Here is a 20,616-nt window from a genome sequence, read left to right on the forward strand (position 1 = left end):
GGCGTGCAGGGCGCGCCGCTGCTCCTTCCAGTCGTCCACGCGGGTCTGGTCCTGGGGGTGGGCGGCCAGAAAGGCCGCGACCTCCGCGTGGCGCGCGGCCGGCAGCTGGCCGTCGGAGTAGCCGTGCAGATCGGCCTCGGTGATGGGCGTCCCGGCGTTGGGAACCGGATGAAGGTATTTGTCTTTCATGGCATTTCACGCGGGGAGGGAACCGGCCGCAGCCGCCTGGCCGTGTCGCGGCCCTGCATCAGCGCGCCGAGCTTTTCGCGGGCGCGCGACAGGCGCGACATGACGGTGCCGATGGGCACCGCCAGGATCCGGGCGGTCTCCTGGTAGGACAGGTCTTCCACGCATATCAGCAGCAGGACCTCGCGTTGTTCGGCCGGCAAGGCCTGCAGGCAGCGGTCCAGGTCGCGCACTTCCAGCTGGTCGGTCTGGGTGGCGCGCACGGGCGCGTCGGGCAGGTCGCCCGGCGCGGTGTGGTCGGTCTGCCGGCTGGCCGCGCGCACGCCGTCGATGAAATGGTTATGCATGATGCCGAACATCCAGGCGCGCAGCTCGCCGCGCCGCTGCCAGCGCGAGTAGCGGCTCCAGGCGCGCTCCAGCGTGTCCTGGACCAGGTCGTCGGCCCGGTGCGGGTCGCCCGTCAGCCCGCGGGCGTAGCGCCGCAGGCTGGGGATGCAGGCCAGGATCAGGGCTTCGTCTTCGGCGCGCATGGTCTGGACGGGAACCTGCCGTATCAGGGCTTGACGACGTGCCAGATTTCCTTGAAGTTGTCGCCGGTCTTGTCGCCCGGCTTGGTGTCCTTGGTGAACAGGTACAGGGGCTTGCCCTTGAAGGCCCATTGCTTGCTGCCGTCGTCGCGGGTGATGACCGTCAGGTCGCCCATGGGCTTGGCATCAGCGGTGGCCATGGCGGGGGGCCACGCCTTGGCGCACTGGTCGACGCAGACGCTCTTGCCCGCGGAGTCCTTGTCGAAGGTGTACAACGTCATGCCGGCGCTATTGACCAGGATGCCGTCCTGGGTCTTGACGGCCTGGGCGTGGGCGCCGGCCGATAACAGGGCGGCGCAGGCGAATGCCAGGGCCGCGGCGGTGTGTTTGCGCATGGTGTGCCTCGTAGGTGGGAAAGTGGGGGACTGCCCTCTACGGACGCTGGCCGGCGCCGCATTATTCCCGCGGCGCCGAAAAAAAACGCAGAGGATCAGCCGGCCGGCCGGACAGCGCCGGGTTCGTAACGCATTTCATGCTCCAGCTCGGTCTCCTTGACGGGGGTGAAGCCCAGCGCCTCGTACAGCCGCCGGGCGGGATTGCCCTTGAGCACATTCAACGTGACCGGCGCGCCCTCCGCGTCAGCCTGGTCCAGCACGCCGGCCAGCAGACGCCGGCCCAGCCCCTGGCCCTGAAAGGCGGGGTCGATCTGGATCTGGACGATGCGCCAGCCGGCCGCGTCGCGGTAATGCTTGAACAGCCCGGCCGGCCTGCCGTCCAGCCAGACGATCTGCGCGTCGTCAAAGCGGTAGTGGATGCGCGCCAGGTGGTGATCGTCGTCCAGCGGCGCGCCGGCGCGCCGCAGATGCTCGGTCATGGTGGACTTGCGCAGGGACAGCAGGAACGGCAGGTCTTCTTCGGTGGCGGACTGCAACGCCAGATCGGGTGTGAGGCTCATGTTGCGGTGGCGGAGAAAGTGGGGGATGCGCTGCGGGGCCCGCGTCGCGGGCCCGATGCATGACGTTATAGAGCGGTTGCGCCGCCAGCGCCAGCGGCGTCCGCCCGGCCGGGGGCGTCGGCGGGCTCGCGGGCAAGGATTCCCAATGGTTCCGCGTCGAAATGCCTGAGGTTCGGAAACACCGTCCGCAGGTCGTCCTGGCTGGCCCCGAACCAGGCTCCCAGCGACGCGCCCAGCTGGTCCACCGCCGTGGTGGGCAGCAGGCGGCCATTGTCGACGAAGCCCGGGCCGTTCAGCGCAATCTCGGGATGGGCGCCATAGCAGCGGCCGCCGTTGACTGCGCCGCCCAGCACGAAATGGTGCGAGCCCCAGCCGTGATCCGAGCCGTTGCCGTTGGACCCCAGCGTGCGCCCGAACTCGGACGCCGTGAACGTGGTGACCTGGTCCGCCACGCCCATTTCGGCCAGCGCCTGCTGGAACGCCGCCAGCGCCTGGCCCAGCTCCCGCAGCAGCGCGGGGTGGGTGTCGTTCAGGCCGGTGTGGTTGTCATAGCCGTTCTGCGACACGAAGAACACCTGGCGGCGCGCGCCCAACGCCGTGCGCGCGCCGATGATGCGCGCCACGATCCGTAGCTGCTGCGCCAGCGGCGACGAGAAATCCCCGGCAACCGCCACGTCGGCCAACGCGGCGCGCAGGCGCTTGTCGGCCGAGATGGACTGGGCGGCAATGCGCGACATCTCGCGCTCCATCAGATGCTCGCGCGGCTCGGTGATCAGCTCGCGCAGCAGGGCGGTGCAGGCGCTGGACCCGTACATGTCGCGATGCAGCAGGTCGATCTGCGTGGATCCGTTGATGCCCACGCGGTAGCCGGCCACCTTGCGGCCCGCCAGCAGCACAGTACTGCCGCCGGCCGTGATGCCCGTGAAGGTGCGCTGCGCGTTGGCGCCCGCGAACAGGTCCGTCAGCCGCCCGGCCCAGCCCGAGGAGGCGCCTTCCGGGGCCAGCGCCTGCCAGAACGACTGCTGGTCGTTGTGCGAGAACAGCTTGGGCGGCAGCGGCACGCGCGCGCCGATGTACTGCGCCTTGGTCGTGGGAACGACCAGCGGCCCCACGTTCACCAGCGCCGCCATGTCGCCGCGTTCGTACAGCGGGGCCAGCGGCGCCAGCGCGGGCGCCAGGGCGAACTGCATCCCGCCCTGCGCATCCGCCTTGCCGCGCAGGGCAGTGGCGCGCAGCGCGTCGCGGGGCAGGGCGATGTCGTTGCGGGCGGCAGCGTAGGCCCGGTACGAAGACGGATCGTACGGAACCAGCGTGTTGTAGGGATCGTTGCCGCCGTACAGGAAGACGCAGACCAGCGCCTTGTAGGTCGGCGGGGCCGACTGCGCCGCGGCCGCGCCGATCGCGGCCAGGTTCAGCGCCAGCGGCGCGGCGCCTCCGGTCGCGCCCAGCGCGCAGGCGCGCAGCAGGAAGGTGCGGCGGTCGATACTGTGGCGGTCGACGTCATGGCGGCTCATTTCTGCACCAGATACTCGGGGGTGGCCGCCACCAGCATGATGGCGGCGCGCACCCGGTCGCGCGGCCGGTCGGGCGGCAGGGTGGCGATCGCCTTGGCGATGGAGGCCGAGGTCCGCTGGCTGAAGGCGTCGCCTGCCAGCAGCAGCGCCACGCGCGCCACCAGCGCTTCCGGATCCCTGGCCAGCGCGATTTCGGGCGCATAGGAAGTCTGCAGGTCTTCCCAGCCGCGGTCCGCGTAGATCGCCAGGAAGTTCAGGTAGCCCGCGATGCTGGTCTCATCCGTGATCTGCAGCTCGGGGGCCACGAGGTGCCGGCGCGCCAGCTCGGTCACCGGGGGCACGTAGCGCGGCCGAAAGAAGTTGAACACGGTCGCCGACCGCATCGGACTCTGCGCCAGCCGGATCGTGTTGTCGGTGGTGTCCGGCATGGCCCATTCTCCGTTGGTGGAATCGGCGCCAAAGGCCCGCGCCCAGCCTGAAAACCGCAGGATGGGTTCGCGCACCTTGCCCCACCAGGGCGAGTCCAGGTCCGGCTGGCGCGCCTCGGGATCCAGCAGGATGGCCCGCACGACCGCCTTCAAGTTGCCGCGCCGTCCCTTGCCGTCGTCGTTGAATGCCGCCGTCACGCGGCCGACATAGGCGGGACTGGGGTTGCTGGTGACCATGCGCTGGATGAGCTGCATGCCGATGAACGGCCCCACGTTGGGATGCGCGCTGATGACCTCCATGGCGCGCTTGAGCGACAGGTTGCCGTCGGTGCCCGGCGGAATGACCGCACCCAGGAAGCGCTTCTCCGACATCGAATGCAGCGCGTTGTTCAGCGCCATGGGACGCCGGTGGAATTCGACGTCGGTCTCCGGGCCGTTGATGTCCCAGCCCGTGAACACCTTGGCCAGGCCCTGCACGTCCGCATTGGTGTAGGTCTCCACCGGCGCACCCTTGACCATCCGCACCGTGCCGTCCTGCTCCAGTTCCAGCAGGCCGATGCTGAACAGCTGCATGACCTCGCGGGCGTAGTTCTCGTCGGGATGGCGGCCTGTCTTGGGATCTTCCTTGCGGTTGCCGCGATAGGTCAGCATGCAGCCCATGGACAGGTTGCGCGTCACGGCGGTCAGCAGGTCCTGGTAGTTGCCCAGCGCGTGCTCGGCCAGCAGGTCCATGAAGCCGGCCGCGCCGAACAGCGGCCAGGACGCCGTGATGGACGACACCCCGACCACGAAGATCTCCGACAGCGAAAACGCCACCCGCGTGCGCACCTGGTCGGGCGCGCTGATGAACTTGCGCCACAGCGTGGATTCCAGGGGCGCATTGATGCCGTTGCCCTTGAACGCCTCGGTGTTCTTCTGCTTCTGCAGCAGCCAGTCGAAGTGCGTCTGGGACGGCGGCATGGCCAATTGGGCGTCCAGCCAGGCCGCATAGCCCACGCGCGTCACGGCCTCGATATCCGCCGGCGTGGGGCCGAACGTGGCCTGCGCCAGAAAGCGCGAGGCCTGGCCCGGGGTGGGGGATGCGGACTGCTGCGCAGCCGCTGACGGCGTAGCGGACATGCGCAGGCACCTCGTCGAATGCGACAACCTACGGTACTAAAAGCCCGGCGCGGGCTTCAATACCGTCATTCGGATGAGGGACTAGGCCAAATGCATGAGTTCGCGGGGGCGGATGCCCCCGCGCGGCCTTACACGGAGCGCGTGATGCCACCGTCGATGCGGATGTTCTGGCCGGTGATGTAGGACGACGCATCGGACGCCAGGAACGCGATCAGGTCGGCCACTTCCTGCGACGTGCCATAGCGGCCCATCGGAATGCGCGCGCGGCGGTCCTCTTTTTCAGGCAGGCTGTCGATGAAGCCCGGCAGCACGTTGTTCATCCGCACGTTGTGCTGGGCGTATTCGTCCGTGAATACCTTGGTGAAGGCGGCCAGCCCGGCGCGGAACACGCCCGACGTCGGAAACAGCGCTTCGGGTTCGAAGGTGGCGTAGGTGGAGATGTTGACGATGGCGCCGGACTGCTGCTGCTTCATGACGGGGGCGACCAGGCGCGTGATGCGCACCACGTTCAGCAGGTAGAACTCCATGCCCAGGTGCCAGTCGTCGTCGCTGAGTTCCAGCAGCGGGCCCTTGGGGCCGTGGCCGGCGCTGTTGACCACCGCATCGACTCGGCCCCATTTCTGCAGCGTGGCGTCGACCAGGCGGGACAGGTCCTCGGGCGACCGGTTCGAGCCGGTGACGCCCAGGCCGCCCAGTTCCTGTGCCAGGGCCTCGCCCTTGCCCGACGACGACAATATCGCGACGCGGTATCCATCCGCCGCCAGCTTGCGTGCCGCCGCCGCGCCCATGCCGCTGCCTGCCGCGGTCAGGACCGCCACTTTCTCCGTGCTCATGTTCGCTCCAGTCTTGAATTCGGGAGCGGCCATTGTAGGGGCGGGGCGCGCTCCTCCCAAGGCTGGCCGACGCTACGGCGCCGCGCTGACGCGCCAGACCGCGTTGCCCACGTCGTCGGCCACCAGCAGGCCGCCCTGTCCGTCGATGGCCACGCCTACCGGCCGTCCCCGCGCCTGGCCCTGTTCGTCCAGGAACCCGGTCAGCACGTCGTGCGCCGGGCCCGCAGGCTTGTCCTGGTCAAACGGCACGAAAATCACCTTGTAGCCGCTGCGCGGATCGCGGTTCCAGGACCCGTGCTGGCCGACGAACATGCCGTGGACGTAGGGATGGGGCAGCTTCGCGCCGCCCGACCACGCCAGGCCCAGCGATGCCGTATGCGGGCCCAGCGCGTAGTCGGGCACGATGGCGCTTGCCACCAGTTCCGGCCGCTGGGGCTGCACCCGCGTGTCGACATGCTGGCCGAAGTAGCTGTAGGGCCAGCCATAGAAGCCGCCATCGCGCACCGACGTCATGTAGTCGGGCACCAGGTCGCTGCCCAGTTCGTCGCGTTCGTTCACGGCCGTCCACAGTGTCCTGCCGCCGGGCGCCCAGGCCATGCCGACCGGGTTGCGCAGCCCCGTGGCGTACAGCCGTTTATCGCCGCTGGCGACGTCCACCTCCCAGATGGCGGCGCGGCCTTCCTCGATGTCCATGCCGTTCTCGCCGATGTTGCTGTTGGAGCCGACGGAGACATACAGCTTGGACCCGTCCGCGTTGGCGATCAGGTTCTTGGTCCAGTGGTGGTTGAGGCCGGCGGGCAGGTCGGTCACCTTGGTGGCGGGCGCGGTGATCGTCGTCTGGCCGGCGTCATACGGAAAGCGCACCACCGCATCGGCGTTGGCGACGTAGAGCTGGTTGCCGACGAGCGCCATGCCGAAGGGGGAATTCAGCCCTTCCAGCAGCGAGGTGCGCGTTTCGGCCACGCCGTCATGGTCGGCGTCGCGCAGCAGGGTGATGCGGTTGGCGCTGACGGTCTTGGCGCCGGCCCGCTTCATCGCCATGCCGGCCGCCCAGGCCTTGATGCCGCCCCCCGCGCTGTCGGGCTTGGGCGGCGCATTGGTCTCGGCCACCAGCACGTCGCCGTTGGGCAGCACATAGAGCCAGCGCGGGTGATCCAGTCCGCTGGCGTATTCGGTCACCGCCAGGCCGCTGGCGGCCACCGGATGCGCGCCCGGCGGCCAGCCCACGGCCTTGGCCGTGTTCAGGGTGGGAACGAGGGTGGTGTTGGGCGGCGGCAGTTGGGGGTTGGGCCCCATGCCGGCTTCGACCGGCAGCTTGGCGACTTCGCCACAGGCGCTGAGCGCCGCCAGCACGAGGCCGGCGGCCAGCGCGATACGCAGGGTGCGCATGATGCGACTCCAGCAGGTCTGGAGATCCCATCATACTCAGGCCGGGCTACTTCACCAGCGTCACCGGGACCTGCGCCAGCTGCACCACCTGATTGGCCACGGAGCCAATGAAGATGTTGGCCAGCGTGCCGTTGCCGCGCGTGCCCATGACGATGCGGGTGCAGCCATGATCCTGCGCGTAGCCGGCGATTTCGGTTGCCGCATGCCCGAAGACGACATGGCTGACGTAGTCGACGCCGGCCGCGTCCAGCTGCTTGCGCGCCTCTTCGCTGGCTTCCCGGCCTTCGCGGGCGTAGAAGTCGTTGATCATTTCCTGGGTGATCATCTTCGACAGGCCGGCGCGGCCGCGCGGCGGCGTCTGCACGTTGATCAGGTGGATGCGGGCGGATTCGGCGCCCTGGGCCAGGCGGCGGGCATGCACGACGGCGCGGTCGGCGTTCTCGGAGCCGTCGACGGGGACGAGGATGTTCAGCATGGAAGCTCCTTGGCCTTACTTGACCAGCGTGACAGGCAGTTCGGTCAGGGACAGGACGCCGGTGGCGACTGAACCCATGAACAGGGCGGACACCGAGCCCAGGCCGCGCGTGCCCATGAAGATCTCGTTGGCGCCGGTTTCGTCCGCCACGCGCGCAATGGTCTCGGCGGCGGCGCCCGTTTCGATGTGGGTCTCGAACGGCACGCCCGCGTCGGTCAGCAGGGCGCTGGCCGCCTGCACGGCGGCCTGGCCTTCATCGGCGTGGTAGGCGTCGATCTCGGCCTGCGACAGGCCTCGTCCGAACGTGCCTGCCTGCAGGGGCATCTGCACTGTCAGCAGATCCACGCGCTCGATGGGATCGTAGCGGCGGGCTTCAAGGAGCGCCTTGACCGCGTTGAGCGCGGTCTCGGAGCCGTCGACGGGAATCAGGATGCGTTTCATGGTCGTCTCCTTTGTGCGGGCCGCTGGCGGCGGGGCATTCCAATGTATCCCAATTATTCGCCCAAACGTCTTGCAGGCGGATGCGCGCGATCAAGCCGGGGCCGATCCGCGCCATTGTTCCGGCACCGTGCCCGCGTCCAGCGGCTGCCCCAGCAGGCGGCTGGCCAGCGCCGCCAGCGAATCCGCCGCGCCGGTGGTTTCCAGCCGCAGGGCGCCCGCGCCCTGGCTGCGCAGCAGGCCGCGCTCCTGCAGTTGATGGCGCAGCCAGCGCGCCACGGGGGCGCCGGTTTCCAGCAGGGGCACTCCGGGGCCGGCGGCGGCCTGGATCAGGTCGCGCAGGAACGGGAAGTGCGTGCAGCCCAGCACCAGCACGTCGGCGCCCGCCTGGCGCAACTCTTTCACCGGAGCATGGACCGCGGCCTCGGCCTCGGGGCCGGCCAGCACGCCTTGCTCCACCAGCCGCACCCACTGCGGGCAGGGCCGCAGCAGAATGCGCACTTCCGGCGCCTCGCGCTGCACCAGCGCGGCGAACTTGGGGCTGGCCAGCGTGCCCGTGGTGGCGAAGACGCCGACCACGCCCGAGTGCGTCAGGTGCGCGGCGGGCTTGATGGCGGGCTCCACCCCGATGATGACCAGGCCGGGGTGGCGCCGGCGCAGCAGGGCGATCGCGGCGGCCGTGGCCGTATTGCAGGCCACCACCATCGCGCGGGCCTGGCGCGACACGAAATAGTCGGCGATCGCGCAGGCGCGCCGCTCGACGAAGTCCTGGGACTTTTCCCCGTAGGGCACGTGGGCGGAGTCGGCCACGTAGAGCAGCGGTTCGTGGGGCAGGGCGTCGCGGATTGCGCGCAGCACGCTCAGGCCGCCGACGCCGGAGTCGTACACGCCGATGGGAGATTCGGGAAGCATCGCGGGTGAAAAATGGGGATTGCGCCTGGCGGCAAGTGTAGCGCCGGGCGGAAACGGATCAGGCCGCCTGGAATGCCTGTCGCTGCCGTCGCGCCTCGTCGATCAGCTTGCGGGTGGCGCCCGACAGGGGGGCGTCGCGCCAGATCAGGTTCAGCGGCGCGCGAAATTGCGCCGGGTGCGTCACGCTGACGTAGACCACCCCTTCGATGTTCACGCGGCGCAGCGACGCCGGCACCAGGGACACGCCCAGCCCCGCGGCGACCAGACTCAGCGTGGACAGCATGCGCGGCGCCTCCTGTTCGACGCGGGGGCTGAAGCCCTCGGCGCTGCAGGCCGCGATGATGGCGTCGTACAGCCCCGGCCCGCTGTGGCGGCGATACAGGATGAGCGATTCGTCGGCCAGCTCCGACAGCGCGATGCGCTTGCGCGCACGGCCCTTCACGGCGGGATGGTCGGCGGGAAAGGCCGCCAGCATGGCTTCCTCGAGCACGGTCTCCACGATCACGCCGCGGTCGCCGCCGTGGGCGCCACGGATGAAGGCCACATCCACGCGCCCCTCGGCCACTGCCTCGCGCAGTTCGCCGGTGCTGCTTTCTTCCAGCACCAGGCGCACCTGCGGCGCGCTTTCCCGGAAGCGCCGGATGACCGACGGCACGAACGGATGGAACGCGGCGGATCCCGTGAAGCCGACGGTCAGCCGGCCGGCCTCGCCCATCGACACGCGGCGCACGCCGTCCACCGCCTGATCCACCATCGCGATGATGTTGCGGGCATCGTCCAGCAGCGCGCGGCCGCTTTCGGTGAGTTCCATGCCGCGCGGCAGGCGGTGGAACAGGGTGACGCCCAGCTCCTGTTCCAGCACGCGGATCTGCTGGCTGAGCGGCGGCTGGCGGATGCCCAGCCGGGCCGCGGCCTTGGTCAGGTGGGATTCTTCGGCCACGGCCAGGAAATAACGCAAAAGCCGCAAGTCAACGGACGCCATATGCTGCAGATATGAATATTGAACCAGTCATATATTAGACATTATCTACCGCGAAGAGTAGGCTGCAATCTCGTTAATCCACCTTTGGCGCGGTTCCGTGCCAGCTCCCGCCGCCGGCCGCGCGCCGGCAATAAAAATGATGAACGCAGCACTTTCCACCGAAGAGGCCGGCTTACGGCCTCCCCCCACTTGCGGCCAGTTGTTCCATGGCTTTCTCATGCTTGGCCTCACCGCCTTCGGCGGCGCCTTGCCCCTGGCGCGCCGCATGGTCGTCGAAAAGCACCGCTGGCTGAGCGGCGCGGAATTCACCGAATTGCTGGGCCTGTGCCAGTTCCTGCCGGGCGGCAACATCATCAACCTGTCCGTCGCGCTGGGCATGAAATTCCGCGGGCCACGCGGCGCTTTCTCTGCGCTGATGGGGCTGATCCTGGCGCCGTCGATCATCGTCGTCATGCTGGGCATGGTCTATGACCGCTTCCAGAACGATCCCCACATCCAGCACCTGTTCGCCGGCCTGGCCGCCGCCGCGGCGGGGCTGCTGATCTCGATGGCGGTGAAGGTCGGCATGCCAGTCATCAGGCGCCGCGACTGGCTGGCCGGCGTCGTGGCCACCGCCTGCTTCATCGCCATCGCCGTGCTGCGCATCCCGCTGCTGCCGACCATGGCGGTCCTGACGCCGCTGAGCATCCTGATGGTCTGGAGGCAACGCCGATGATCCATACCCTGGTTGCCCTCGTCCTGATCTTCTCGGAACTGTCGGTGCTGGCCTTCGGCGGCGGCAACACCATCCTGCCCGAGATGCAGCGCCAGGTGGTCGACGTCCACGGCTGGATGACCGCAGCCGACTTCTCCGCGCTTTTCGCCCTGGGCCAGGCCGCCCCGGGTCCCAACCTGATGGTCGTCACCCTGGTCGGCTGGCACGTGGCCGGCTGGGCCGGCATGCTGGCCACCACCATCGCCAAGTTCGGGCCGTCGTCCCTCATCACCGTCCTCGCGCTCGGCCTGTGGGAACGCTTCAAGGACCGCCCCTGGCGCGGCGTCATCCAGGCCGGCATCTTTCCCATGACGGTCGGACTGGTCGCGGCCAGCGCCTCGCTCATCACCGAGGCCTCGGTCCACTCCTGGCTGCTGGGCGCCATCACGGCCATCGTCGCCCTGCTGGGCAGCGCCACCCGCATCCATCCGCTGTGGCTGCTGTTTGGCGGCGCGCTGGCCGGTTTGCTCGGTATCGGTTAGCGTAGGGACTCTTGCCGCCGGTAGGAGTCCGCCATGCTGCCGCTCAAGGATGACCACGCCGAACCCGGCCCGCCATCCGCAGATCGTCTGCCGTTCTTCCATGCGCATCGGCGCCTGATGGGAAGCGCCGCCTTGTTGCTGGCGGTAAGCGGCGGCCTGTACGCGCTGGGCCTGTCGCCCAGCCTGGCGCTGCTGCTGGGATTTGACGCCGGCGCGCTGGTGTTTCTGGTGCTCACCGCCCGCGTATTCGGACAGACCAGCCCCGCCTCCATGCGCGTGCATGCGCGCCAGCAGGACGTCGGCCGCACGGGCGTGCTCTGGAGCAGTGTCGCGCTGTCCTGCATGATTCTTGTTGCCCTCTGGGTGGAATTGCGCGCCCAGAGCAGCGCCGGCGCCGTTATCGACATGCTCGCGGCCGCCGCGACCATCGTGCTGTCGTGGCTGTACATGAACATGATCTTCGCCTTGCACTACGCGCATGGCTATTACGGGCACCGCAATGCCATGCATAAAGGCCTGGATTTCCCGGGAACGGACGAGCCCGACTACTGGGACTTCGCGTATTTCTCGCTGGTGCTGGGCATGACGTTCCAGGTGTCGGACGTGCAGATCGTCAACCGACGGTTGCGGCGCATGGCGATGACGCATGGCGTCATCGCATTCTTCTTCAACGTGTTCATCATTGCGATCAGCGTGAACGTGGCGGCGGGCAGGGCGTAGAAGAACGGCCTGGCCGTGTCGACTCACTATCCGGGGCTGGGTCAGGCGGACTGCGATGGTCGATGTCTCGGTGAACGCGCGTTCAGTTCCACGCCCTTGCCTCCATCCGCAGCGTCGCCTCGATGCGGCCCGTGGCGGCGCTCATCCCATCCTGATACAGCGGAACCCGCACTGTCACCGGCGCCGCCAGCGAAGCCGGGGAAAACCGGCACGCTTCTTCGATCGGTTCGCCATTGGCATCCAAGCCGCCCTTTCGCTGCAGCCAGTGGTAACGCACGAGCCAGTCGTCGGTCGCTTCCCCGATAAGCTCGGCGTGCGCGCCAGGGTCGTAAATGGTGACTATCAGCGAGTCGCGAAAGAGCGATACGCCTTCGTAGTGGCCGTCCTTCCAGAGCGCACGCTCCACCTCGTAGTCGGGGGCTTTCACACCGAGCGTCACCGCATAGGACAGGCCCGGCCGTTTCGGGTTGACGCGGCCGGCGTTCATCAGGAAGACCGTGGAAAGATGGACCGGCTTGCAATTGCCGCTGCGGATCTCCTGGTACGTGCGGCAGGCGGGCGAGTCCTCTTCAGCCTTGCGGCGGCTGAGCGCCCAGGGCTTTCCCCGTAGCGAAGCGACCAGTTCGATCTGGTAGACGGCATCGACGCGCCGGTTGTGCTCGACCTCCTGCTTCAATACATCCTCGGGCAACGTCGCTGACTCGATGTCGAGCCAGAGGTCCACCCTGAAATTGCCGAACAGGAAGCGGCTGAGGTTTTGGTAGGCATCCACCGAGTTGACGATGCCAAACGAGCCGGAATGCGCCCGGTACGCATAGGCGCAGGCGACGGGCATGTCTTTCCCCGTTTTGCCAGGCTGGTCGCGGTACCACAGCGTGGCGTTGTCGATCCGAACCAGCCCGTCGCTGCCCCGGCCCACGAAGGTTCGCGATGCGCCGAACAGGACTTCGTAGTCGAGGCGGTTGGTGCCCACCATCGTGAACCAGTGAGAGGGCGGGGGCTGGATGTCAGGCGGCAGATAATTGACGTTGCCGCTGACGGGCACCGTGTCCAGATACTCGCGCATGACGTCGCGGTTGAATTTGCTGACGTCGCCCAGAAAGCCAGGCACGTTCACGCCGGCGAAGTCGATGCCGTTGTGCGGCGTGGCGTAGGTAAAGACCTTGGCGACGCATCCGCGCACCGGATCCGCCTTCTCTCGCTTCCCGCCAAAGTCGATATGGGTGACTTCGTTGGCGGCGTTCTGCAGCAAGGCGCGCACGACCAGGCCGCCCATGGAATGCGCGACCAGATAGCATCGGAAGTCCTTGTCGCGGTAGCCGGGGTTGCGCGCAAGCGCGCGTGGCCGGACAAGGCGCCGTATCGTGGCGATCAATGCGCCCAGTTCCTTCGCGTACTCGTCTATGGAGCCCGCCTTGCCGTCGCCCAGCAGCTTGGACCGTGAATCGTAAAAGCGGTGAATGATGATGGAGTTCAGCGGTATGCCGGCCTCGATATGCGCGGCGCCTTCTTCCCCGGCGGTGAACGCAGGATCCATGACGCTCAGGCCGTCCTCGTAGATCACGTTGTAGCCGTGTTCGTTGGCCAGCCGGACTATCGGGGATTCGAATATGTACGTCCTTGGCCGCTCCTTGTCGGAGCTGGCCCGATACACCGTGGAGCCGACATTGAATCCGCAGTAGGGATCTGCGGCCGTATCGTCGCGCTCGGCGGCAGAGAACGCAAAGCCTCGCACGTAGATGATGGGGTAGCGGCGGTCTTCAGGCTGCGTCGTCGTTTTGTTGGGCACGAATCGCTCCTTGGGGGCAACTGTTGGAATGGCCGCAATCCCGCTGGCGAGCCACGTCTTCGGTCCGCCGGGCGCGCGTCGCGCGGGTGATCGAAACGTCCGCTAATGTTCCAAAAAAGGTTCCGTGGCTGAAATACCTAATAGTGGGTATGTGCGTGCCAGAGCGGTGACCTGGTCCATGGCCGCGATCCTGACCGCCCTTGACATGAAACCGACCAACTAGTAGATTGGCTTCCCATGCGGATGACTAAAAGGCGCGCAAGCGGGGTTCCCGCGCGAACGCCCTGGACGCGCCTGCACTGATCAAATCGGCTTTTCCCATGACACTGGAACTCTCCCCCCGCGCCAACGAAATCGTCGAGCAGACCAGGCTCCTGCTCGCCGAAGGCGGCTATCACGGATTCAGCTACGCCGACGTGTCCGAGCGCGTGCGCATCGGCAAGCCCAGCATCCACCATCATTTCCCCACCAAGGCCGACCTGGTGCTCACCGTCGTCGTGCGGCATCGCGAGCAGTCGCGCGAGGGCCTGGCGGCGCTCGATCAACACGTCGAAGATCCGCTGGCGCGACTGACCGCCTACACCGACTACTGGGCCAAGTGCATCCGCGAAGGCACCTCGTCCATGTGCATCTGCGCGATGCTGGCGGCGGAAGCGCCCATGATCCCGCAGGAGGTCGCCGCCGAAGTGCGCGCCTATTTCCATGACCTGACCGCGTGGATCGCCGCGGTGCTCAAGAAGGGCGCGGCCCAGGGGCAGTTCCATCTGCGCGACAGCGCGCAGGTCGAGGCGCAGTCCTTCATGTCCACCGTGCACGGCGCCATGCTGACCGCTCGCGCTTTCAATGATCCCAAGGCGTTTGCTTCGATTGCGCGGGCGGCAATCCGGCAATTGGCCGTCCCGGCCTGACCGTTCGACGACGCGGACCCCGGTTCGCGTTTTTTACATGCCGATTACCGACCAACTAGTTGGTTTTGTCTTTTCGCAGGGCCAGAAAGCCCGCATCCACCCGATCGCCGGCAACCGCCGCCGGCACGACGGCGCAAGCCGAAACTCAAGGAGCCATCTCCATGCCGCATCCAATTTCCACCCTGGGGGCCGCCCACACCCTCATCAGCCTGATCCCCGCCGCCGCAGGCGTGTACAGCTTCGTGCGCTACCGCCGCATCGACCCCGCCACGCGCGCCGGCAAGGTCTATCTCGGCGGGCTGCTGCTGGCCGTGTTCACCTCGTTCGGATTGTCCAGCAGCGGCGGCTTCAATGCCGGCCATGCGCTCGGCATCATGGCGTTGCTGGCGATCGCGGGAGCGCTGCTCGCATCGAGGCTGCGCCCGCTGGCGCGCGTGCACCCCTATCTTTCGCAGTTGGGCTTCTCGTTCAGTTTCTTTCTGCTGTGGGTGCCGGGGATCAACGAGACCCTGACGCGCCTGCCCGCGGCGCATCCCCTGGCCGAAGGCCCGCAATCGCCGGTGGTGCGCGGCGCGCTGGCGGCGTGGCTTGCCGTCTTTGTCGTGGGGGCGGTGCTGCAGGGGCTGTGGTTGCGCATGCAGCGCCGGGGCGCGCGCCTGTGACGCCTTGCCGGGGCGCCGGAATGCCGGCGCGCGCCGGCGATACGGGCGCCGCGCCATGGGGTGCGGCGCGTGCCCGTCCAGCCTGGCCTCAGAACGTGCCGCGCACGGTCAGGGTTGCGTTGCGGGGATCGCCGTAGAAGCTGCCCCAGCCCGGCGCGCCGATGGTCTGGTAGTAGGTCTTGTCGAAGATGTTGTTCACGTTCAGGGCGGCCGACCAGTGCTTGTTGAACTGGTAGCCGACGCGCGCATTCCACACCGCGTACGACCCTTGCGACACCCTGACGCCGCGCGTGTCCGTATAGCTGCCGGTCTGGTAGTTCACGCCCGCGCCCAGCGTCCATGCGGACAAGTCGCCGGGCAGGCGATAGTCTGACCACAGGCGCAGGATGTGCTTGGGCGTGACGGTGCGGCCGAAGTTGGTGGTCGACACTTCCGTGTCGTCCAGGAACTTCAGCGTGTTGAACGTGTAACCCGCGAACAGCTGCCAGCCCTTGGCCACTTCGCCGCTGATCTCGGCGTCCAGGCCCTGGCTGCGCACCTTGCCGCTCGCCAGATAGCAGATGTCGCCGACGGCGCAGTTGCCGACCAGGTCCTGCTGCGCCCGGTTCTTCTGGTCCACGCGGAACAGCGCCACGGACGTGTTGACGCGGCCGTCCAGCAGTTCCCCCTTGATGCCCAGTTCGTAGTTCTTGCCCACGATCGGATCCAGCACCTTGCCGGACGCGTCCAGCGAGTTCTGCGGCTCGAAGATCTGCGCGTAGCTGACGTAGCCGGACCATTGCGGGTTGAACGCGTAGATCAGGCCGCCATAGGGCGTGACGACGCCGTTGTCCTTGTAGGGGTCGGAATACTGCTCGCCACTGTCGCGGTAGCGGCTGGTGTTTTCATACCAGCTGACGCGCGCGCCGGCCACCAGCGTAAGCGGGTCGGCCAGGCTGAAGCGGCCGACGCCGTAAACGCCGGTCTGCTTCATTTTCACGACGGTCGCCGCGCTGCGGTAGGCGTTCTCGCGCATCCAGTCGTCGGAAGGCTCCGGCACATGATGATCCGGATTCCACACGTTCACGGCGCGGTTCAGGCGATTCAGCGCAAAGTCGTTCTTGCTGGTCAGTTCATTGATGCTGGCGCCGAAGCTCACCGAATGCTTGCGGCCCAGCGCCTCGAAGGCGCCGTCCACGTCCAGGTTCAGCGCCTTGTTGTGCGTGGACATGTCGAACAGGCCCGCGTATAGCATGGGTCCGAGTCCCGTCGACGGATTCACCGCGCCTTCCGTGAAGGCGTACTTCGAATTATTGGACTCCTGCGTGGACGTGCCGGTCAGCCGCAGCGACCAGTCCTTGTTGAAGCGATGGGCCAGTTCGGCGAACACGCTGGTCTGCTTGCCGTTCCAGCGGTTCCAGTCCTGTCCCAGCGACGTCGACCGCTTCAGTCCGATGTCGTCGCCATTGGAATAGTGGGGCAGGCCGTGGAAGAACGGCGTGGACCGCAGTTCTTCATAGCTGACGCCGCCGGTCAGCGTGGTGGAGGGCCCCAGATCGTAGCTCAGCACGCCGTACAGCACGCCCGTGCGGCTGTCTGCGCCGTCGTAAAAATAGTCGCGGTCGTTATAGCTGGCCACGCCGCGCGCGCGCAGCGTGCCCGATTCGTTCAGGGGTCCGGTGGCGTCGATGTCGGCCCGATAGTTGTTCCACGAGCCGCCGCTCGCCAGCATCTGCACCTGGCTCTCGGCCAGCGGGCGCTTGCGCACCAGGTTGACCGCCGCGCTGGGCGAACCGGCGCCCTGCATCAAGCCGGTGGCGCCGCGGATGATCTCGACGCGGTCCAGGATCACGGTGTTGCTGGTGAAGCTGTTGGCCTGGGGGTAATAGAACGCCCGGTTGACGCCGTCGAACTGGTAGCTGTCGACGCGAAAGCCCCGCGAGTACACGTAGCTGCCGCCCATCGGGCTCTTGTAGAGCGTCATGCCGGTGGTGTTGGCCAGCACCTCGTCCAGGGTGTTGGCGTTCTGGTCGTCCATGCGCTGGCGCGTCACCACCGTGACGGACTGCGGGATTTCCTTCAGGGTCTGCAGGCCCTTGCCGATGGTCACGAACCGGCTGGTATAGCTGCCCGACCCTTCGGTCACGGCGCTGTCGGTCTGGCCCAGCACCGTAACCGGCGCGAGCGTCGACACGCCCGGCGCGTCTTGCGGAGCGCGGCGCAGGCGGTAGCCCTCGCCGTTGCCATTGGCGACCGCCTGCAACCCGGTGCCTGCCAGCAGTTGCGCCAGCCCTTGCTCGGCCGTGTAGCGGCCGGTCAGCCCCTGCGTCATCACGCCGCGCGTGAGTTCCGGCGAGGCGGCCACGGTGACCTTGGCCGCCACGCCGAACTGGCCCAGCGCCGCGTCCAGCGTAGACGGCGCGATGGCGAACGCGATGTCCCCGGCAGGGGCGGCCTGCGCCCACGACGCGGCCGGCGCGGCCAGCGGCACCAGCGCGGCCAGGGCAAGATAAACGGCGAGGCGCAGGCGCGCGGGTCGCATCCACGGGGTCGGGGGCAAGGCGGAAGGGAATGAGGGCTGGCGTGGTGCCATGACTGGATTTCCTGGTTCGTCGATAGAAATGCCAGGCCTCGGGCGCCTCGAGGCCTGTCTCTATGTGTCTTACGAACCAGAATTGATAATCTGCGGCGTTGTTACAAATTTCCCGGAATGCGGGCCCGAATCGCCTTCAGGCGCGGCCGACGGTGACCCAGTAGCGCGTGCGATACCGCAGCGTCAGGTCCAGCACGCCGGCAAGCACCTCCAGCGCCTTGTCGGTGTCGTCGATGCGGAAGGCCCCGGTGACCTCCCGGCCGGCCACCTCGGCATCGCAGCGCAGGATTCCGGCGCGGTAGCGGCCCAGCTCGGCCAGGAACCGGTCCAGCCGCATGCGGTTCGCGACTAGCATGCCCTCGGTCCAGGCCGGGCCTTGCGCTTGCACCGGCGTCGCGGCCGACAGGGTGCGGCCGTCGAACTCCGCCTGTTCGCCGGCATGCACCACCCGCGTCGCCAGCGCGCGCGCGGCCGGCTCCACCTGCACGGCGCCCTCGAACACGGCGACGTGGGTGGCGCCGCGGCTGTCGTCCATCTGCCGCACGGCAAAGCGGGTGCCAAGCGGCGTCAGGAGGCCATTCGGGGTCTTCACGCCGAAAGGCCGCCCGGCGGAATCGGCGGCCGTGGCGATCAGGATTTCGCCGCTGCGCAGGTCGATGCGCCGCTGGCGTGCGTCGAAGCGCATCGCCACGGCTGAATCGGTGTTCATGGTCAGGACCGTGCCGTCCGGCAGGTTCACGACCCGCTGTTCGCCAGTGGCCGTGCGGTAGACCGTGCTGCCGTCCCACAAGCCTTCGCGCGCGCCCATCCAGCCCAGCGCGCCCAGCCCGATTCCGCCGGCCATCCATTTGATCGCGCCGCGCCGCGAACGCTGGTCGCAATAGCGCAATATGGTCTGTCCCGCCGTGGCGCCGGACGCGGTGCCGCCGGTGGCGGCCTTCAGGTCCTGGCTGATTCCCTGCAGGCGCTGCCAGGCAAGTTCATGGCGCGTGTCGGCCTGGCGCCATTGCGTACAGGCGGCTTCGGTGGCCGCATCGGGCGCATCCCCGGCCCGCATCATCCATTGCGCCGCCTGCTTGACGATGTCGGGATGCACCCGATCGGCGTGGGCGGCGCTCATGCGTACAGCACGGCGTAGCAGTGCTGCCACGCCTTGATCATGTCGCGCTGCACGGCCGCCACCGAGATGCCGAGGTGGCGCGATATCTCCAGATAAGGCTGGCCCTCCACCTGTGCCAGCACGAAGACCCGCCGCACGCGGGCCGGCAGCTGTTCCATCATGCGGCACACGGCGTCCAGCGCTTCCACCACCAGCGCGTGCGTTTCGGGGCTGGGCGCGACGTCTTCGCTGCGCGCGGCCAGCGTCTCCAGATAGGCTTGCTCGATGGCCCGGCGGCGCGACTGGTCGATCAGCAGACGCTTGGCGACCGTGGTGAGGAAGCCGCGCGGTTCCGCGAACGCCGCGCGCGACTCGCTGCGCATGACCCGCTCGAAGGTGTCGTGCGCCAGGTCGGCGGCGTTCTCGGTATTGCCGCTGAGGCGGCGGCGCAGCATCTGAACGAGCCAGCCGTGATGCTCTCGGTACAGGCTGGCGAATTCGGCGGAGGACGCAAAGTTGACAGGGTGCACGTGGGCCTACAGTTCAAACGCTAATAGGAATGATTGCTAATTGTAGATGATCATTCCCGCGATGCCCAATGGCGGCCCGTTTCCCTGCAGGCGGGAGCCGCGTAGCGACGCCAAGGCCGGTGCGGACGGCCCCTGGCATCGCCGGTTCAAATCAAACCGCCGCCAATCTCCACAACGACGTCACCTCTTTGGCGCGCGCCGCGTGCAAGGGATCGTTCTCATCCTTCGCCTTGCCATGCACGGGGCGCGTGTCGAGCTTGTCGATGACCCGCAGCCCGGCCGCTTCGATCAGGTCGAGCAACTGTTCCCGCGTGCGCAATCCCAGGTGCTCGGCCAGGTCCGACAGGATCAGCCAGCCCTCGCCGTTCGGCGTCAGGTGGTCCTTCAGCCCGTTCAAGAATCCTTTGAGCATCTTGCTGTCCGGGTCGTACACCGCATGCTCAAGCGGCGAACTGGGCCGGGCCGGCAGCCAGGGCGGGTTGCAGACGATCAGCGACACGCGGCCTTCGGGAAACAGGTCCTTGTCCTCGACGTCGACCTGCCCCGACAGTCCCAGCCGCTCCAGGTTCTCGCGTGCGCAGGCGAGCGCGCGCGGATCCATGTCGGTGGCGATGACGCGCTTGCCGCCGCGCCGGGCGATCACTGCGGCGAGGACGCCGGTGCCCGTGCCGATGTCAAAGGCCACGCTGCCGCGCGGCATGGGCGTATTGGCCACCAGGTCGACGTATTCGCCGCGCACGGGCGAGAACACGCCGTAGTGCGGGTGGATGCGGTTGTTCAGGGCCGGGATTTCCACGCCCTTCTTGCGCCATTCGTAGCTGCCGATCAGGCCCAGCAGTTCGCGCAGGGATGCGACGTAAGGCTCGTTGGCCGGGCCGTGCGCGGCTTCGCAGGCCTGGTGCGCATCGGGGGCGCGGCGCAGCGGGATGCCGTGGCCGGCGTCGAAGGGGATCAGCAGCATGCCCAGGATGCGGGCGCGTTGCGACTGGATCTGGCGGTGCTGGTTGAACGCGTCCAGCATGGTTTCGACGGGCTTGCGCGGGCGTTTGTCGACGCGCCGGGTGATGGCCTGCAGCAGCTGGCGCGCGTTCTGGAAGTCGCCGCGCCACAGCAGGCCCACGCCTTCGCAGGCGTGGCGGTAGGCCATGTCGGCGGTGATGGTGTCGTCCGCGACAATGACGCGCTTGGGCGGCGTCGCGCCGGTTTCCGAGCGCCAGCGGGCCGAGCGGGGAACGCCGTCTTCTTCCCAGTGCAGTTCGGGGGCGGTCAAGACGTCGCTCCGGCGGGGAGGAGGGGAAGGGGCAGGATCATGGGAGAGGCACATAAAAAGAAAGGGCGCGGG

At 67.9% G+C, this 20,616-nt stretch carries 22 protein-coding genes; 5 read left to right on the forward strand and 17 right to left on the reverse strand.

Features of this window, described 5'->3' with window-relative positions; genetic code table 11:
- The 12 genes from ABE485_RS14540 to ABE485_RS14595 all read right to left on the reverse strand — a co-directional run.
- On the reverse strand, positions 1–189 hold a 189-nt coding region (locus tag ABE485_RS14540), incomplete at its 3' end, for an anti-sigma factor family protein (protein ID WP_430795425.1).
- Entirely contained in the window at positions 186–716 is a 531-nt protein-coding gene (locus ABE485_RS14545) for an RNA polymerase sigma factor (protein ID WP_346515987.1), read from the reverse strand. The genes ABE485_RS14540 and ABE485_RS14545, both read right to left, overlap by 4 nt.
- 23 nt (positions 717–739) lie before the next feature.
- A complete protein-coding gene (locus ABE485_RS14550) occupies positions 740–1,108 on the reverse strand; it encodes a COG4315 family predicted lipoprotein (protein WP_346515988.1) in 369 nt (122 codons plus the stop codon).
- 95 nt (positions 1,109–1,203) lie between these two features.
- Positions 1,204–1,668: a GNAT family N-acetyltransferase gene (locus tag ABE485_RS14555; RefSeq protein WP_346515989.1), complete on the reverse strand. Its 465-nt coding sequence runs from the start codon at positions 1,666–1,668 to the stop codon at positions 1,204–1,206.
- Positions 1,669–1,733: 65 nt separating this feature from the next.
- Positions 1,734–3,182, reverse strand: coding sequence for a DUF1501 domain-containing protein (locus ABE485_RS14560; protein ID WP_346515990.1), 1,449 nt, complete (start codon positions 3,180–3,182; stop codon positions 1,734–1,736).
- A complete protein-coding gene (locus ABE485_RS14565) occupies positions 3,179–4,729 on the reverse strand; it encodes a DUF1800 domain-containing protein (protein ID WP_346515991.1) in 1,551 nt (516 codons plus the stop codon). The genes ABE485_RS14560 and ABE485_RS14565 overlap by 4 nt, the downstream gene beginning before the upstream one ends.
- Before the next feature lie 128 nt (positions 4,730–4,857).
- Positions 4,858–5,562, reverse strand: a complete 705-nt coding sequence (locus ABE485_RS14570; protein ID WP_346515992.1) for an SDR family oxidoreductase — start codon at positions 5,560–5,562, stop codon at positions 4,858–4,860.
- 72 nt (positions 5,563–5,634) lie between these two features.
- Positions 5,635–6,951, reverse strand: coding sequence for a PQQ-dependent sugar dehydrogenase (locus ABE485_RS14575; RefSeq protein ID WP_346515993.1), 1,317 nt, complete (start codon positions 6,949–6,951; stop codon positions 5,635–5,637).
- Positions 6,952–6,997: 46 nt separating this feature from the next.
- The gene (locus ABE485_RS14580; RefSeq protein ID WP_346515994.1) at positions 6,998–7,426 is read right to left on the reverse strand and encodes a universal stress protein; all 429 of its coding nucleotides are present in this window, start codon (positions 7,424–7,426) and stop codon (positions 6,998–7,000) included.
- 15 nt (positions 7,427–7,441) lie between these two features.
- Positions 7,442–7,867: a universal stress protein gene (locus tag ABE485_RS14585; protein ID WP_346515995.1), complete on the reverse strand. Its 426-nt coding sequence runs from the start codon at positions 7,865–7,867 to the stop codon at positions 7,442–7,444.
- Between the two features lie 90 nt (positions 7,868–7,957).
- Positions 7,958–8,776 carry a glutamate racemase gene (gene murI, locus ABE485_RS14590; protein WP_346515996.1) on the reverse strand — a complete coding sequence of 273 codons (819 nt, stop codon included), beginning with the start codon at positions 8,774–8,776 and terminating at the stop codon, positions 7,958–7,960.
- A 58-nt stretch (positions 8,777–8,834) separates the two neighbouring features.
- Positions 8,835–9,758, reverse strand: a complete 924-nt coding sequence (locus tag ABE485_RS14595) for a LysR substrate-binding domain-containing protein (protein ID WP_346515997.1) — start codon at positions 9,756–9,758, stop codon at positions 8,835–8,837.
- Positions 9,759–9,894: 136 nt separating this feature from the next.
- On the opposite strand from ABE485_RS14595, the gene ABE485_RS14600 reads away from it, so the two are divergent.
- Genes ABE485_RS14600 through ABE485_RS14610 form a run of 3 tightly spaced genes read left to right on the forward strand, consistent with a single transcriptional unit; the run spans position 9,895 to position 11,714 of the window.
- Positions 9,895–10,473 carry a chromate transporter gene (locus ABE485_RS14600; protein WP_346515998.1) on the forward strand — a complete coding sequence of 193 codons (579 nt, stop codon included), beginning with the start codon at positions 9,895–9,897 and terminating at the stop codon, positions 10,471–10,473.
- Positions 10,470–10,994: a chromate transporter gene (locus ABE485_RS14605; RefSeq protein ID WP_346515999.1), complete on the forward strand. Its 525-nt coding sequence runs from the start codon at positions 10,470–10,472 to the stop codon at positions 10,992–10,994. Before ABE485_RS14600 ends, ABE485_RS14605 begins: the two co-directional genes overlap by 4 nt.
- A 33-nt stretch (positions 10,995–11,027) precedes the next feature.
- Entirely contained in the window at positions 11,028–11,714 is a 687-nt protein-coding gene (locus tag ABE485_RS14610; protein ID WP_346516000.1) for a DUF1345 domain-containing protein, read from the forward strand.
- A gap of 82 nt (positions 11,715–11,796) precedes the next feature.
- Here the strand turns inward: ABE485_RS14610 and ABE485_RS14615 are convergent, their stop codons facing one another.
- Positions 11,797–13,503, reverse strand: a complete 1,707-nt coding sequence (locus ABE485_RS14615; protein WP_346516001.1) for an esterase/lipase family protein — start codon at positions 13,501–13,503, stop codon at positions 11,797–11,799.
- Positions 13,504–13,823: 320 nt separating this feature from the next.
- Here ABE485_RS14615 and ABE485_RS14620 point away from each other — a divergent pair, with 320 nt between their 5' ends.
- Both ABE485_RS14620 and ABE485_RS14625 read left to right on the forward strand, forming a co-directional pair.
- Entirely contained in the window at positions 13,824–14,411 is a 588-nt protein-coding gene (locus ABE485_RS14620; protein WP_346516002.1) for a TetR/AcrR family transcriptional regulator, read from the forward strand.
- 161 nt (positions 14,412–14,572) lie between these two features.
- Positions 14,573–15,073 carry a hypothetical protein gene (locus tag ABE485_RS14625; RefSeq protein WP_346516003.1) on the forward strand — a complete coding sequence of 167 codons (501 nt, stop codon included), beginning with the start codon at positions 14,573–14,575 and terminating at the stop codon, positions 15,071–15,073.
- Positions 15,074–15,161: 88 nt separating this feature from the next.
- Here ABE485_RS14625 and ABE485_RS14630 read toward each other — a convergent pair whose 3' ends face one another.
- The 4 genes from ABE485_RS14630 to ABE485_RS14645 form a co-directional block, all read right to left on the reverse strand.
- Entirely contained in the window at positions 15,162–17,645 is a 2,484-nt protein-coding gene (locus ABE485_RS14630) for a TonB-dependent siderophore receptor (protein ID WP_346516004.1), read from the reverse strand.
- Positions 17,646–17,781: 136 nt separating this feature from the next.
- Positions 17,782–18,765 carry a FecR domain-containing protein gene (locus ABE485_RS14635; RefSeq protein ID WP_346516005.1) on the reverse strand — a complete coding sequence of 328 codons (984 nt, stop codon included), beginning with the start codon at positions 18,763–18,765 and terminating at the stop codon, positions 17,782–17,784.
- The gene (locus tag ABE485_RS14640; RefSeq protein ID WP_346516006.1) at positions 18,762–19,274 is read right to left on the reverse strand and encodes a sigma-70 family RNA polymerase sigma factor; all 513 of its coding nucleotides are present in this window, start codon (positions 19,272–19,274) and stop codon (positions 18,762–18,764) included. The genes ABE485_RS14635 and ABE485_RS14640 overlap by 4 nt, the downstream gene beginning before the upstream one ends.
- A 151-nt stretch (positions 19,275–19,425) precedes the next feature.
- Positions 19,426–20,544, reverse strand: a complete 1,119-nt coding sequence (locus ABE485_RS14645) for a class I SAM-dependent methyltransferase (RefSeq protein ID WP_346516007.1) — start codon at positions 20,542–20,544, stop codon at positions 19,426–19,428.
- Positions 20,545–20,616 lie beyond the last annotated feature (72 nt).

It is taken from the genome of Achromobacter spanius (assembly GCF_039673305.1).
In the GTDB taxonomy this organism is placed as follows: domain Bacteria; phylum Pseudomonadota; class Gammaproteobacteria; order Burkholderiales; family Burkholderiaceae_B; genus Achromobacter; species Achromobacter spanius_F.

Coding starts and splice junctions, on each gene's coding strand:
- ABE485_RS14605 (WP_346515999.1), top strand. CDS start 10,470: ATGATCCATACCCTGGTTGCCCTCGTCCTGATCTTCTCGGAACTGTCG.
- murI (WP_346515996.1), bottom strand. CDS start 8,776: ATGCTTCCCGAATCTCCCATCGGCGTGTACGACTCCGGCGTCGGCGGC.
- ABE485_RS14635 (WP_346516005.1), bottom strand. CDS start 18,765: ATGAGCGCCGCCCACGCCGATCGGGTGCATCCCGACATCGTCAAGCAG.
- ABE485_RS14620 (WP_346516002.1), top strand. CDS start 13,824: ATGACACTGGAACTCTCCCCCCGCGCCAACGAAATCGTCGAGCAGACC.
- ABE485_RS14595 (WP_346515997.1), bottom strand. CDS start 9,758: ATGGCGTCCGTTGACTTGCGGCTTTTGCGTTATTTCCTGGCCGTGGCC.
- ABE485_RS14560 (WP_346515990.1), bottom strand. CDS start 3,182: ATGAGCCGCCATGACGTCGACCGCCACAGTATCGACCGCCGCACCTTC.
- ABE485_RS14575 (WP_346515993.1), bottom strand. CDS start 6,951: ATGCGCACCCTGCGTATCGCGCTGGCCGCCGGCCTCGTGCTGGCGGCG.
- ABE485_RS14610 (WP_346516000.1), top strand. CDS start 11,028: ATGCTGCCGCTCAAGGATGACCACGCCGAACCCGGCCCGCCATCCGCA.
- ABE485_RS14580 (WP_346515994.1), bottom strand. CDS start 7,426: ATGCTGAACATCCTCGTCCCCGTCGACGGCTCCGAGAACGCCGACCGC.
- ABE485_RS14555 (WP_346515989.1), bottom strand. CDS start 1,668: ATGAGCCTCACACCCGATCTGGCGTTGCAGTCCGCCACCGAAGAAGAC.
- ABE485_RS14545 (WP_346515987.1), bottom strand. CDS start 716: ATGCGCGCCGAAGACGAAGCCCTGATCCTGGCCTGCATCCCCAGCCTG.
- ABE485_RS14585 (WP_346515995.1), bottom strand. CDS start 7,867: ATGAAACGCATCCTGATTCCCGTCGACGGCTCCGAGACCGCGCTCAAC.
- ABE485_RS14630 (WP_346516004.1), bottom strand. CDS start 17,645: ATGGCACCACGCCAGCCCTCATTCCCTTCCGCCTTGCCCCCGACCCCG.
- ABE485_RS14550 (WP_346515988.1), bottom strand. CDS start 1,108: ATGCGCAAACACACCGCCGCGGCCCTGGCATTCGCCTGCGCCGCCCTG.
- ABE485_RS14565 (WP_346515991.1), bottom strand. CDS start 4,729: ATGTCCGCTACGCCGTCAGCGGCTGCGCAGCAGTCCGCATCCCCCACC.
- ABE485_RS14570 (WP_346515992.1), bottom strand. CDS start 5,562: ATGAGCACGGAGAAAGTGGCGGTCCTGACCGCGGCAGGCAGCGGCATG.
- ABE485_RS14600 (WP_346515998.1), top strand. CDS start 9,895: ATGATGAACGCAGCACTTTCCACCGAAGAGGCCGGCTTACGGCCTCCC.
- ABE485_RS14625 (WP_346516003.1), top strand. CDS start 14,573: ATGCCGCATCCAATTTCCACCCTGGGGGCCGCCCACACCCTCATCAGC.